The sequence below is a fragment of the Paenibacillus sp. FSL H8-0048 genome, assembly GCF_038002825.1.
In the GTDB taxonomy this organism is placed as follows: Bacteria; Bacillota; Bacilli; order Paenibacillales; family Paenibacillaceae; genus Paenibacillus_AQ.
Genome location: NZ_JBBODF010000001.1, coordinates 6,993,915 through 7,007,019 on the forward strand (window position 1 = coordinate 6,993,915; position 13,105 = coordinate 7,007,019).

The 13,105-nt window shown below is 55.7% G+C and carries 11 protein-coding genes; 4 read left to right on the forward strand and 7 right to left on the reverse strand.

Going from position 1 to position 13,105, the window contains the following annotated elements:
- Window positions 1-7: 7 nt before the first annotated feature.
- The 3 genes from NSU18_RS30145 (at window position 8) to fucU (ending at window position 2,962) form a co-directional block, all read left to right on the forward strand.
- The gene (locus NSU18_RS30145) at window positions 8-1,588 is read left to right on the forward strand and encodes a rhamnulokinase (RefSeq protein WP_341150820.1); all 1,581 of its coding nucleotides are present in this window, start codon (window positions 8-10) and stop codon (window positions 1,586-1,588) included.
- Window positions 1,589-1,845: 257 nt separating this feature from the next.
- Entirely contained in the window at window positions 1,846-2,496 is a 651-nt protein-coding gene (locus NSU18_RS30150; RefSeq protein WP_341150821.1) for a class II aldolase/adducin family protein, read from the forward strand.
- Between the two features lie 25 nt (window positions 2,497-2,521).
- Window positions 2,522-2,962, forward strand: a complete 441-nt coding sequence (fucU, locus tag NSU18_RS30155) for an L-fucose mutarotase (protein ID WP_341150822.1) — start codon at window positions 2,522-2,524, stop codon at window positions 2,960-2,962.
- 1,035 nt (window positions 2,963-3,997) lie between these two features.
- Here the strand turns inward: fucU and NSU18_RS30160 are convergent.
- The 7 genes from NSU18_RS30160 to NSU18_RS30190 form a co-directional block, all read right to left on the reverse strand.
- Window positions 3,998-4,840: a sugar phosphate isomerase/epimerase family protein gene (locus NSU18_RS30160; RefSeq protein WP_341150823.1), complete on the reverse strand. Its 843-nt coding sequence runs from the start codon at window positions 4,838-4,840 to the stop codon at window positions 3,998-4,000.
- 214 nt (window positions 4,841-5,054) lie between these two features.
- Window positions 5,055-5,741: a rhamnogalacturonan acetylesterase gene (locus NSU18_RS30165; protein WP_341150824.1), complete on the reverse strand. Its 687-nt coding sequence runs from the start codon at window positions 5,739-5,741 to the stop codon at window positions 5,055-5,057.
- A gap of 16 nt (window positions 5,742-5,757) precedes the next feature.
- Window positions 5,758-7,179, reverse strand: a complete 1,422-nt coding sequence (uxaC, locus tag NSU18_RS30170) for a glucuronate isomerase (RefSeq protein ID WP_341018007.1) — start codon at window positions 7,177-7,179, stop codon at window positions 5,758-5,760.
- 45 nt (window positions 7,180-7,224) lie between these two features.
- Complete coding sequence (locus NSU18_RS30175) at window positions 7,225-8,712, reverse strand: UxaA family hydrolase (protein ID WP_341018008.1); 1,488 nt, start codon at window positions 8,710-8,712, stop codon at window positions 7,225-7,227.
- Window positions 8,713-8,775: 63 nt separating this feature from the next.
- Complete coding sequence (locus tag NSU18_RS30180; RefSeq protein WP_341018009.1) at window positions 8,776-10,197, reverse strand: tagaturonate reductase; 1,422 nt, start codon at window positions 10,195-10,197, stop codon at window positions 8,776-8,778.
- Between the two features lie 137 nt (window positions 10,198-10,334).
- Window positions 10,335-11,330, reverse strand: a complete 996-nt coding sequence (locus NSU18_RS30185) for a LacI family DNA-binding transcriptional regulator (RefSeq protein ID WP_341018010.1) — start codon at window positions 11,328-11,330, stop codon at window positions 10,335-10,337.
- Between the two features lie 228 nt (window positions 11,331-11,558).
- Window positions 11,559-11,777 (reverse strand): hypothetical protein, encoded by a 219-nt coding sequence (locus NSU18_RS30190; protein WP_341018011.1) that lies wholly within the window; start codon window positions 11,775-11,777, stop codon window positions 11,559-11,561.
- A 203-nt stretch (window positions 11,778-11,980) separates the two neighbouring features.
- Here NSU18_RS30190 and NSU18_RS30195 point away from each other — a divergent pair, with 203 nt between their 5' ends.
- Complete coding sequence (locus tag NSU18_RS30195) at window positions 11,981-13,090, forward strand: hypothetical protein (protein ID WP_341018013.1); 1,110 nt, start codon at window positions 11,981-11,983, stop codon at window positions 13,088-13,090.
- Window positions 13,091-13,105: the final 15 nt, after the last annotated feature.

Consider the following 13,105-nt stretch of genomic DNA (forward strand, 5'->3'; position numbering starts at 1 on the left):
TGGGAAGATGACAGAGGCACAGACGAGTGCTGTGGAGGTCAACAGTAACGAAGGAATCCGGCTGCTGGCCATTGATCTGGGAGCCAGCTCCGGCAGAGTGATGCTGGGAAGCTACAGCAACGGGAAGGTGACGGTGGAAGAGATTCACCGCTTCCCTAACGGGCCGGTAGAGGTGAACGGACATTTGCACTGGGATGTACAGCGGCTGCTTGAGGAGATTAAGCAAGGGATTGCAGCGGCTGCGGCACAGTATAGCCCGCTGCACTCGCTAAGCGTCGATACCTGGGGAGTCGACTACGGCCTGCTGGATGAGCGGGGAGAGCTGCTGGACGCTCTGCATCATTACAGGGATCAGCGCATGGCGGATATCGCATCAGCACTGGAGGCTGCACTGCCTCCGGCAGAGCAATTCAAGCTGACGGGCAACCAGTCCAGCACGATTAATACGGTGTATCAATTGTTTGCCGATCTTATGGCGAAGCCGGAGCTGCGGACAACCGCCAGGCAGCTGCTGATGATGCCGGATCTGTTCAATTATATGCTCAGCGGCGTGGCAGTGGCTGAGCAGACCATCTGGAGCACCAGCGGGCTGCTGAACGCGCAGTCCACGGCGCCTTCAGCCGAAGTGCTGCGCAGGCTGGAGCTGCCAGCTGCGCTGCTGCCCCGGCTGGTTCCGGCAGGCACGGTGCTGGGTGAACTCCGGCCCGAGCTCCAGCAAGAGCTGGGCAGCGGCCCGCTCCAGATCATCGCCGGAGCTTCGCATGATACGGCTTCCGCCGTGGCGTCCATTCCTTACGGCGGCTTCGGCTCTAGCAGCGCTCAGGCCAGCAATACCGATTCTGGTTGCGCTGATCCTGGCTTCGCCGGTCCAGCCCGGATCGGCGGATTCAGCGATCCGCTGCCATCCGCTGCATTCATCAGCTGCGGAACCTGGTCGCTGGTCGGCCTGGAGACGGCCGAGCCTGTATTAAGCGATGCCGCCCGGGCCAGCGGCTTCACTAACGAGTGCTGCTTCGGGGGCACGAACCGGCTGCTGAAGAATATCACCGGCCTCTGGCTGCTCCAGGAGACCCAGCGGAGCTGGGCTGAAGCGGGGGAACCGCTCAGCCATCAGGAAGCTGCCGAACACGCCGGGCAGCTGGACCGGTCAAGTGCGTGCATAGCAGAGCTGGACCCGAACGATCCGCTCTTCAGCACACCGGGCGATATGCCGCTGCGGATCGAATCCTACTGCATCCGCACCGGGCAGCCGGTGCCGCAGACCCGGGCGGAGATTATCCGCTCAATACTGGAGAGTCTGGCCCGGTCATACGCGGATACGATCCGCGAGCTGGAGATCCTCACCGGCCGTCCGGTACGCTGCATTCACATGGTCGGCGGCGGCATTCAGAACAAGCTGCTGTGCCAGCTGACGGCGGATGCCACCGGCAAAGACGTTATTGCCGGACCGGTAGAAGCGAGCGCGATTGGCAACCTTTTGGTGCAATTGACAGCGCTTGGAGTTGTTGATCCCGCAGAGGTCCGCAGCGTGGCAGCCCGGTCCTGCTCAACCGTGCGGTACCAGCCGTTTTTAATACATCAGAACTGACAAGCTTCAACCAGCAATCTATATAGATTGAACTAAAAATTCAAGTTAAAGGAAAAGTGGCGGAGGGGAATTTTGGAACTGGAGGAGCGGTAGCGTCCGCCTTTGTCTGCGGATTTCAACCGTTAACAACGGTATAAAATTAAGAAATCTGCAGAAGGGCAGCGGCCGGAAGTCCAAAACTTCTCTGGAGTCACGGTTAATCCTAAAACCTAAAAATCATTAGTTCAATTTATCAAGCAGCAATCAAGGAGGCAATTATGAATAATCATGAAGAAGAACTACGGCGCCTAATCTGTGATATCGGCCGGAATCTGTTCAACAAAGACTTCATCGCGGCCAACGACGGTAATATCTCAGCCCGCCTGTCGGCCACCGAGGTCATTACTTCGCCAACAGGAGTCAGCAAAGGCTATCTGCAGCCGCATATGCTGGTCAAAGTCAATCTGCAGGGAGAAATCCTGGATGCAGCGGAGGGCTACCGGCCGTCGACGGAAGTGAAGATGCACCTGAAGATCTACAATAAGCTCCCGGAGATGGGCGGGGTGGTTCATGCACATCCGCCGTATGCTACCGCTTTTGCCATCAAAGGCGAAGCGCTGGACAAAATGATGATGCCGGAATCCGTCATTGCCATGGGGGACATTCCACTGGCGGTATACGGGACGCCTTCGACCGAAGAGATCCCGGATTCGCTGACTCCCTTCCTGGGCAAGAAGAGCGCTGTGCTGCTGGAGAGTCACGGGGCCCTGACCTGGGGCAAGGACGTAATGGCTGCTTATATGAATATGGAGCGGCTTGAGTATACGGCGAAGCTGACCTTCCTGACCCGCATGATCGGGGGAGAGCGCGAGCTGCCGCCGCACCGGATTGAGGAGCTGGTAGCGCTGAGATCATTCTATGGGATGTAATGAAGCTGAGTGAGGAGACATGTTTATGCTCAAAAAAATACCCAAACTGCTCTCCCCCGAGCTCGTCCGCACCCTGATGGAGATGGGCCACGGGGATGAGCTGGTGCTGGCAGATGCCAATTATCCGGGACATGCGCTGCATTCCCGGGTGCTGCGGGCTGACGGGATCGGCATCCCCCGGCTGCTTGATGCGATCCTGGAGCTGCTTCCACTGGATCATTATGCTCCGGCTCAGGCAGCCTTCATGGCCGTAGTGGAGGGGGAATCCACCGTTCCGGTGATATGGGACACGTACAAGGAGATTCTCACCCGGCATGATCCTGCGGTGCAGGTGGAGTATGAAGAACGTTTTGATTTCTATGACCGCTCCAAGCACAGCTATGCCATTCTAATTACAGGAGAAGAAGCGCTCTACGGGAATATTATTCTCAAAAAAGGTGTGATTTCTCCCGAGGCCGGGGAATAGCAGCAACAAGCAATGGACCGCCCGGTTAACTATGGGCGGTCTTATTGCTATGCCTATAGCGCGCAGCTTAGTGGACCGCTCGTTTGGAAGACAGTCATTTAGAGGAGCGCTCATATAGAGCGTATACCCTCAAATGTTGCAGATTATGCAACCTGGCACCCCCGAAACCAGGGCCTGCCTGAGGATTGTTGCAGGAAATGCAGGAATGTGCAGGCTAGTCTGCTTTGGTAAAGGAGAAATCCTGCTTTTTGTACAACAATACTAGCTATGGAGTGTATATGTTGGGGGAGAAGCTGCAGTTTGTGCATGATTATTGGTGTTAGTTTGTAGGGTATTAGGCTATAAGTCTATTAGTCTATTGCTTTATTACTCTATAACTCATACGCATATGTTTCTGTCCCCTGTACACTGTAGCACAGAAATCCACACACGAATGCGGCAAAAGTACCCCATGCGCCGATAGGTGGCACTTCTGTACTGTAGCGTAAATATAATCTCCGTCTGTCGTGGATAGAGGGAGTACAGAGTTGGGAAGCAATGTACTGACGCCAAGGTGCGTGAACCAAATGTGTGTGAAAAACCGAACACAGTGAGTAGCGGTGAGGCAGGTGGAGCAAATGTATGCGAAATACCGAATACGCCATCCGGAAGTGAGACACATGGAGCAAATGTGTGTGAAAAACTGAATACATTTCGCAGTTATGAGGGCACGTAGAGCAAATGTATTCGAAAAACCGAATACTTTGAGCAGTCATGAAGGTGCGTAAATCGGATGCAGCCCAGTGGGAGCAAATGAAGAGCACTAATACCCTGAATTCACCTAATTTCGCCGAAAGCCCGAAAGTAGGCGGATGGGTAAGACATTGTTAGTGAGACAAGCTGTGTAGACCGTATAAGTCCTTACCTCATCCCTTATCTTTCATTCATTATCTTTCATTCATTATCTTTTATTCATCATTAATTGTCTCTCATCCAACATCCATTATTGAGCATCTCTTACCCAGCCCCCCAAGTTCCATCCGCAGACCACTTTTGTTAAACTTCGTTATACATGTTCCGCAGGAATTGCGCACTGGCCTGGAGATGTTCCTCAGGAGTGCTCTCCAGCAGGCCCTGGATATGCGGGCGCTTATATTTCATGTAGCGGAGCAGCGGGGCGAAGTTCAGCATCCCTTGTCCGGCAGGAACGATGTCGATGGTGCCGTTCTTAACCGTGAAATCCTTCAGATGCAGGACCGCGATCCGGTTGCCCAGCAGCTCCAGCGCTTCTGCCACAATCTGCTCCTGCTGAAGATAATTCTCCGGAGTCATCAGATTCGCAGCATCCAATATAATTTGCAGGTTATTGGACGGCACAGTATCCAGCAGACGCCGGGCTAGCTGCGCTGTGTAGAGCGGGTGGTTGACGCCTGCCTCAATGCCTACAGTTACTCCGAACCGCTCGGCCTCAGCAACCATGGCACTAACGGACTCAACCACTCGTTCAAAAGCCTCCTCCGTGAAATTATCCGGTGTATATCCTTGGCCTACGCTGCCGGTCTCCGTACCTACCAGACTCGCGCCGAAGTCTCGGGCCAGCCGCAGATGAGTATTGAAGTCGCTCAGCGCCTGATCGCGCTTGGCAGGGTCAGCATCAATAATGTTCACATAACAGCCAAGGACAGCAATCTTGATACCGGCTTGTCTGAAGGCATCGCCATAGTACGCAGCAGTACCCGGACTAAGTGCGCCAAGCTCGGTCACACTCTCCGGAAAAGACTTATGCAGCGCGAGCTGAATCGCCGGGAAGCCATGCTCCTTCAGCTTATCGATTAATTGCGGCAGCGGACACTGCTTGAAGTCATGGGCGCGGACGCCCAGGTGAAATGGAACGGTCATAGGGTTAACCTCCTTTATATTCTGGGACAAGAGTTTGCATGGAACGCGGCAGGGCAGGTTCCCGCCAAGAAGGCCGCCTGTGTCCTTTAAGGATACAGGCGGCCCGGTTATACTGGCCAAAGAATGAAGCTATTCGATACGTTTGCAGCAGTAGCGAGTGCCACATTCCAATGCACAGCCTAATACGTGCGGCACACTCCCCCGCATCCCCCAGCTACACCCGCAAATACGGGTGCAGCAGCTTCAGCTCCGCACACTGTGCGAGCGCTTCGGCTACCAGCGCTGCGATCTGCTGCGCCCCGGATCTGGAGAAATGCGTGTCATCCGTAATGCCATCCGGGTAGTTGGGGCGGGCACCCGGCGGCAGGTGCATGAACAGCCCGGCTGATGCTTCGGTTCCCAGCCTGCGGTAGAGCTGCTGGGAGGCGGCAAAAACATCGAGCAAAGGCGTTCCGGTCTCCACGCCAACCTCCCGCATGACCTGCGGATAAAGTCCGACGGCCAGCGGATCAGGTTCACCGTCCGGGGTGAACCGGCGGCGGCTGACCGATGTCAGCAGCACAGGGAAGCAGTCCCGGCTGCGGGCGGAATCGATGAATACCTTCAGATTCTCGCGGTAATCGGTATGCGGTTCTGTATAACGGAGAGGGTCCTCCAGCTTCTGGTCATTATGGCCGAACTGGATCAGGAGGAAGTCTCCGGGGAGAAAATCCCGCTCCATGTCTGCCAGTCTGCCCTCAGCCAGGAAGGAGCGTGTGCTCCGTCCGTTGATGGCCCGGTTCTCAATCCGCACCTTCCGGCTGACATACTGCTGCAGGTATTCGCCCCATCCGGCCATCGGCCATTCCCCGCCGCCCTTCTGGGCAGCGGTAGAGTCTCCGGCGATATAGATTGTCGGCATCTTCAGCATGCCTCCATTAGACGGTGACCCCGGCTACGCTGCCGGCCGTCTGGAACCCGAAATACCCGGCAGCATTATTATAGGAGATATCCCGGACCATGGCTCCGAGAACCTCTAGGTCATCCGGTGCTTCCCCGCGTTCGGCGAGTTCACCGAGCAGCCCGCACAGTACGCGGCGGAAATATTCATGCCGGGTATAAGAGAGGAAGCTGCGTGAATCAGTCAGCATGCCGACGAAGTTGCCGAGCAGGCTGCCTTCGGCCAGCAGGGTCAGCTGCTGGCGCATGCCGCTGCGGGTATCGTTATACCACCAGCCGGAGCCAAGCTGGAGCTTGCCGGGGGTGTCCTTCTGGTAACAGCCCAGCAGAGCCAGCAGGGCAGGGTAATCGCCGGGATTCAGCGAGTAGAGGATTGTCTTCGGCAAGCCGCTGCCGCTCTCGGCCCGGTCAAGCAGCTGCGACAGCGCTGTGGTCAGCGGCAGATCGTTGATGCCGTCATAACCGGTATCCGGTCCAAGCCGCTGGAACATCGGCGTGTTATTATTGCGGTAAGCATGCAGGTGAAGCTGCATGGTCCAGTCTTTATCGTGATAGAAGCCGATCAGCGCGGTCAGCAGCTCAGTGCGGTAGCGGGTGATTTCCTCCAGCGACAGCGCAGCTCCCTGCATTCTTTTGGCAAAAATAGCTTCAACCGCTCCAGCTTCAACCGCTTCATAACGCAGGACATCCAGCGCATGGTCCGACAGGCGGCAGCCCTGCTCGTGGAAGAAGGCAACCCGGTTACGCAGGGCATCCAGCAGCCCGGCATAGCTCTTGACCGGCAGGCCGGAGGCCGACTCCAGCTTAAGGGTCCAGGCGGCGAAGCCTTCAGCATCGATGTTCAGCGCCTTGTCAGGACGGAAGGTCGGAAACACCTGGAAGGCGGTCTCACTCTCACTCAGCAGCTTGTGGTACTCCAGGGAATCTGCGGGATCATCGGTGGTGCAGATCACTTTGACACCGCTGCTGCGGATCAGTCCGCGCCGGGTGAAGCCCGGTTCAGCCAGCTTACGGTTGACCTTCTCCCAGATGGCTGGCGCCGTGGCTTCATTCAACATCTCTTCTACCCCGAAGAAACGGCGGAGCTCCAGATGCGTCCAGCTGTACAGAGGGTTGCCTACTGCCTTAGGCAGCGTACGTGCCCAGGCCAGAAATTTATCATAATCAGAGGCGTCACCGGTAATATGCGATTCAGGCACGCCGTTCGCGCGCATCAGCCGCCATTTGTAATGATCGCCGTACAGCCAGGCTGCGGTCAGATTCTCAAATGGCTGGTCCTCATAGATTTCGCGCGGGTCCAGATGGCAGTGGTAATCGATTATGGGCATGGTTTTGGCGTGATTATGAAAGAGTAGCCGTGCTGTTTCGCCGGACAACATGAAGTCCTCGTTTAGGAACATGAATAGGATCTCCCTTTGAATGGATTAGGATAAATAGAATAAGTTCTACAAGGTAACGCCAGTTTTGAAAATAGCCAGCTCACGCACTTCATTCTGCTCATTCCGTGTTTTCCGGCCGCTGGCGACATCGATAATATAGGTGATGAATTCCTCCAGCACATCGGCCATCGGCGTTTCCAGCAGGGGACCGGCGTTGAAGTCCATCCAGTGGCCTTTTTTGGCAAAAAGGTCGTTGTTCGTTGCTATCTTAACCGTTGGCACAAAGCTGCCGAACGGCGTGCCGCGGCCCGTTGTGAACAGCACAAGCTGGCAATCTGAAGCGGCAAGCGCGGAGGCGGCGACCAGATCGTTACCAGGAGCCTGCAAAAGGCTCAGCCCTTTTTTGCGCAGCTTCACGCCATACTGCAATACATCCACCACCGGTGACGATCCGGCCTTCTGGGTGCAGCCGAGTGATTTGTCCTCCAGCGTGCTGATGCCGCCGGCCTTGTTGCCCGGAGAAGGGTTCTCATAGACAGGCTCACCGTAAGAGAGGAAATACTGCTTGAAGTTATTGATCAGCGAGACGATATCATCATAGACCTCCTTGCTCTCTGCGCGGGCCATCAGTACCTTCTCTGCACCGAACATTTCCGGCACTTCCGTCAGCACTGAGGTTCCGCCCTGGGAGATAATGAAGTCGGAGAATGCGCCCAGCAGCGGGTTGGCTGTGATGCCGGAGAACCCGTCAGATCCGCCGCATTTCAGCCCGATGTTCAGCTCGCTGAGCGGAACCGGCTCACGAACGTCGTTCGCAGCGGCTTCATACAGCTCCTCCAGCAGTACAAGACCTGCTTCCAGCTCATTGCCTACCTCCTGGGCTACCAGGAATTTAACCCGGGATTCGTCATAATCGCCCAGCATGCTGCGGAACTCGGAGACGATATTGTTCTCGCAGCCCAGGCCGAAGACGAGTACACCGCCTGCATTGGGATGATTAACGGCATCCAGCAGAATGCTGCGGGTCATGCGGTGGTCATCGCCCAGCTGGGAGCAGCCGTAAGGATGCTTCAGCACGGTCAGGTTGTCGAATCCGCCAAGATCGGGATGCTCAGCCTTGAACTCCTGAAGCATCTGCTCAGCCACGCCGTTCACACAGCCCACAGTCGGAATAATGAACAGATCATTACGGATGCCCACCTTGCCGTTACTCCGCCGGTATCCCTGGAAGGTCAGATCACGGCGCGGATAGATTACCGGATGGACATCCGGCACATACTCGTATTCTTCCTCGCCGGACAGATTGGTTTTGATGTTATGCGTATGAATCCAGTCGCCTGCGGCAATTGGTGCCGTGGCATGACCGATCGGGGACCCGTATTTGGTAATGATGTCTTCGCTGCTGAAATCAGTCAGGGCAATCTTATGGCCCTGCGGTATGTCCTGGGCGGCCTGAACTGTCAGTCCGTCTATCGTCAGTTCTTCTCCGGCAGCAATCGGCCGCAAGGCTACAGCTACCGTATCTCTCGGGTTCATTTTCATTAAGTTCTTCATGTTGGCCCTCCTAAAAGTTTGTAAGCTGCGCTTCCCTGAACTTCTTCGTACAAGCTCGCGGCTTCAGCCGACGAGCTCCTGTAATGCTGCGCGGGAATCTTCACGCTCCAGCTGCTGCAAGTGGGCGGCAACCGCATCAGCCAGTCCCGGCAGCCGGGTCAGATCCTGTCCCCACAGGCTGGTGTCGGCAAGAATAGTGTTCACGAAGCTGGCCGGCTGGCTCCAGGCCTGATCGAACACCGCCAGTACCTCTGCGCCGTCCTGCCGGGGAATACGGTCTCCGCGGTAGCTGAGCAGCAGGGCGGCGAAGGCGAGAGTCATCCGCTCCGGAAGCTTGCCGCGTTCCTGCTGGTAGCGAAGCAGGACCGGGAGCAGGCGGGCCTTGAATTTGGAAATGCTGTTAAGCGAGATGGAGGTCAGCTCATGGCGGATGAACGGATTGCGGAAGCGCTCCTGTACGGCATCAGCGTAGGACAAGAGCTGCTCAGCAGGCAGATCCAGCATCGGGATCAGCTCCTCTTCAATCAACTGCTTCACGAAACGGGAGAAGGTACCGTCGTTCATGACGTCTTCAACCGTCTCAAGACCGGCGAGCAGGCCCAGAGGAACCATAGCAGTATGCGGTCCGTTCAGCAGATGAACCTTGCGTTCGCGGTAAGGCGTCATATCCGGTGTCACCACGACATTCAGTCCGGCCTTAGCCAGCGGCAGGCGCTCTGCCAGAGACTCCGGCCCTTCAATAACCCAGAAGAGGAACGGTTCTGCGGTTACCATCACGTTATCGAGATAGCCGAGCTCAGCTTCCAGGGCAGCAGCCTGGTCACGCGGATAACCAGGAACAATCCGGTCGACCAGACTGCAGCAGAAGGTGTTCTCGGACTTCAGCCATTGCAGGAATTCTGCGCCAAGGTTCCAGTCGGCCGCATAACGTTCTACGATCTCCTGCAACTTCTCGCCGTTACGGTCAATCAGCTCGCAAGGGATGATGACGAAGCCTTTCTTGCCAAGCTCGAAGCGGCGGTGGAGCAGCGCAGTCAGCTTGCCCGGGAAGCTCTTAGGGGGAGCATCGTCTGCGCGGTCGCCTGGAAGATAGGCAATGCCGGCTTCTGTAGTATTGGAGGTAATGAACTCCAGATCATCATTCCCGGCGAGCGCGAGATAAGCTTCATAATCGGTATATGGGTTAATCACCCGGCTGACCGAGCTGATAATTTCGCGGGAATTGACGGTCTCGTTGTCCATGATGCCGTTAAGCAGCACGGTATAGAGGTTGTCTTGAGCGGCCATCAGATCGGCTACTCCTCCGGGGCCCTGCGCAATGGGCTGAATGAGGACAGCGCTTCCGTTGAACAGACCCTGATCGTTCATTTGCTGCAGCTGCCAGTCTACGAATGCACGCATGAAGTTGCCTTCGCCGAACTGGATCATCCGTTCAGGATGGACGGTTAGCCCCGGGTGAGTGCTTCTGGATAAACGGTTTGTCATAGTGGTCATGATCTCCTTTAGAATACAGTGATAAATTGCACACGTTAACATTTTATTTTAAGCAGGATACGGAATGCCTTCACTTCTCCAGGAAGGCTCCGTATCTGCAGAAAATAGCGGCTGGGGTTCTGGTAGAGTTATTCTGCGGCCACCGTATCCCGTACCACCAGCGAAGTCTTAACAAACAGCTGCTGTGGCGGGGTCTCCGGCTGCTGAAGCAGCTGGATCAGCATGGTAATGCCAAGCTCACTGATCTCGGCAATCGGCTTGCGGACGGTGGTCAGGGCAGGATTCGTATAGCGGGCGAACATCATATCATCGAAGCCGATCAGTGAGATCTGCTCCGGCACCCGGACCTTGTGGGCATAACAGGCATTCATGGCGCCAATCGCCATATCATCATTGGAGCAGAACACAGCCGTAGGCCGGTCCTCCAGGCTAAGCAGCTTGCTCATCGCGGCATATCCACTCTCAATACTATAATCTCCTGCGGTAAAATAATCGGGATTCAGCGGAAGCCGGCTTGCAATCAGACTGTCCAGAAAGCCTTGCTTGCGTTCGCTTGAGGACTTGAAGCCGGGCTTTCCTTCAATAATAGCCAGCTTGCGATGACCCTGCTGCACAGCATAGTCAATCGCTTCCTTCACGCCTTCGCGGTCATTGGCCACCACGTTCATGATGCCCGGGTCCTCCAGCTGGCGGTTCAGCACCACTAGCGGAATGCCCATCTTCTTCACATGATAGATGAAGGCATTGTCTTCATCGCTCTGGCTCATGACCAGAATGCCGTCGAAGCGCTGCGGCTGAATATTGCTGAAATGCTGGACACCGTCGATCCCGTTCACCGTCAGATTATAGTTCTCATCGAGGCTATGCGTAATGCCTTTGATCGCATCCACCAGGAAGCTTGAGGAAGTCCCCTGCTCAATACTGGAGAAGAACAGGCCGATGATGAACGATCTCTTGGTGACCAGGCTCTTGGCGCTGTAATTCGGCACATAATTCATTTCGGCGGCGATCCGTTCAATCTTATCCCGGGTGGCCTTCTTGATCAGCGGGTTGCCGTTCAGCGCCCTCGATACGGTAGTATGGGACACACCGGCAACACGGGCAATATCTTTGATGGTAATCATAGGTTCTCCCCGGGTACATGGAATTGTTAACGATTTCAGTTTAGTTCTCCAGCAGCGTCAAGTCAATAGTTTCTTGAAATGCACACGTTAATATTTTGTGAAAAATAAACGCAAAAATAGACCCGGATCAGGGCCCAGGGTCTGCGTTTGAAGAGGGAGGGAGGATCACAGGCAAACGCTGCTTCTCCCCTGCCGGTTTTCCTCTGGATGATAAACCCCGAAGTCTTCTCAGGCATGATTGTGCTGGAATTTCGTAATGTCGCGGGCGTAATGCGAGGTAGTGCCGTCGAATCTTTTCAGCCGGACATACTCCTCAGAGAATTTCTCAACGACTCCGCTGCCTACCTGGGAGTACATTCCGTCAGGGTCAAGCTGGAGGGCGGATACGAAGGTCTGTGACAGTGCGGCTACGAAAAAATCAATGTTTTTAACAAGTGTCTGTGGCAAAAGTCCCAGTCCTTTCATCGGAATATAAATTCATCGTCAGCGGAAAAAACTTAAATCTTATTGTACGACAGGCTGCCGGATTTGAACATAGGCTATACTTGGTGTATATATATCCAGTTGAAAGTTGACACAGGGATGTCCGGTTCATATGGTATGCTCTCATCATAAGAGACTCCAATTACATCAGCAGGAGGAATTCAAGAATGGCCGAACCCCTGAAAGCAATGTACAACCAAGAATTCCTGCACAGCCTGGGAATGAAAATTAAAGCCGTCTACGGTTCGTTCGAGCAGGGCCGCTTCATGGCGGAGGCGATGAGGGAGCCGTGGGAGGAGCTGGAGCTGAAGGCACGGATGCGGCGGATTACAGAGACGCTGGGCAGCTGCCTGCCCCCGGCCTATGAGGAAGCGCTGAAGATATTGTATGCGATAGATAAGGACTGTGTCGGCTTCCCGTATCTGATCTTCCCGGATTTCGTGGAGGTGTATGGCGGAAGTGAGGAGCACTGGGAGCTGTCGATGGAGGCGCTGGAGCGGTTCACCCCGGGGTCCTCGGCCGAATTCGCCGTCAGGCCGTTCCTGCTGCGTGATCCGCAGCGGATGATGGAGCAGATGCTGATCTGGGCGGAGCATCCGGGGGAGCATGTGCGGCGGCTCGCCAGCGAGGGAAGCCGTCCCCGTCTGCCCTGGGGCCAGGCGCTGCCGGTGTTCAAGCGTGACCCGTCTCCGCTATTGCCGCTGCTGGAGAAGCTGAAGGCTGACCCGTCACTCTATGTGCGCAAAAGTGTAGCCAACAGCCTGAACGATATCGCAAAGGATCACCCCGATATCGTCATAGCCACCGCCCGCCGCTGGTTGGGCAGTGACGCGAATACGAACTGGATTGTGCGGCATGGCTGCCGCTCACTGATCCGCAAGGCCGATCCCGAGATCATGGAGCTGTTCGGATATGCACCGGAGGAGAGCGGCGCCCCGCTGGTCAGCACGGCTGTGTTGGCGGCTGAGCCGCCCGTACTGCGGATCGGGGAACAGTGTGAGCTGCAATACGCTCTGATGATCCGGGAGGGCGGTCCGGTACGCATCCGTATTGAATACGGAATCGACTTCGTCAAGGCCGGCGGCAAGACCTCTCGCAAGCTGTTTCTGTTATCCGACAAAACCGTGCCCGGCGGCACCAGACTCTCCGGTACCCGGACCCACCGCTGGGCCAACCTGACTACACGCAAGCACTATCCCGGTGCGCATACGATTGTGCTGCTTGTGAATGGGCGGGCTGTTGCCGATACCCTACTACTGCTTGAGCCTGAGTTATAAGGCGGAGATCGTACA

Excerpts from the sequence above, each read along its gene's own strand:
- NSU18_RS30145 (WP_341150820.1), top strand. The coding sequence starts at position 8 with ATGACAGAGGCACAGACGAGTGCTGTGGAGGTCAACAGTAACGAAGGA.
- NSU18_RS30150 (WP_341150821.1), top strand. The coding sequence starts at position 1,846 with ATGAATAATCATGAAGAAGAACTACGGCGCCTAATCTGTGATATCGGC.
- fucU (WP_341150822.1), top strand. The coding sequence starts at position 2,522 with ATGCTCAAAAAAATACCCAAACTGCTCTCCCCCGAGCTCGTCCGCACC.
- NSU18_RS30160 (WP_341150823.1), bottom strand. The coding sequence starts at position 4,840 with ATGACCGTTCCATTTCACCTGGGCGTCCGCGCCCATGACTTCAAGCAG.
- NSU18_RS30165 (WP_341150824.1), bottom strand. The coding sequence starts at position 5,741 with ATGCCGACAATCTATATCGCCGGAGACTCTACCGCTGCCCAGAAGGGC.
- uxaC (WP_341018007.1), bottom strand. The coding sequence starts at position 7,179 with ATGTTCCTAAACGAGGACTTCATGTTGTCCGGCGAAACAGCACGGCTA.
- NSU18_RS30175 (WP_341018008.1), bottom strand. The coding sequence starts at position 8,712 with ATGAAGAACTTAATGAAAATGAACCCGAGAGATACGGTAGCTGTAGCC.
- NSU18_RS30180 (WP_341018009.1), bottom strand. The coding sequence starts at position 10,197 with ATGACAAACCGTTTATCCAGAAGCACTCACCCGGGGCTAACCGTCCAT.
- NSU18_RS30185 (WP_341018010.1), bottom strand. The coding sequence starts at position 11,330 with ATGATTACCATCAAAGATATTGCCCGTGTTGCCGGTGTGTCCCATACT.
- NSU18_RS30195 (WP_341018013.1), top strand. The coding sequence starts at position 11,981 with ATGGCCGAACCCCTGAAAGCAATGTACAACCAAGAATTCCTGCACAGC.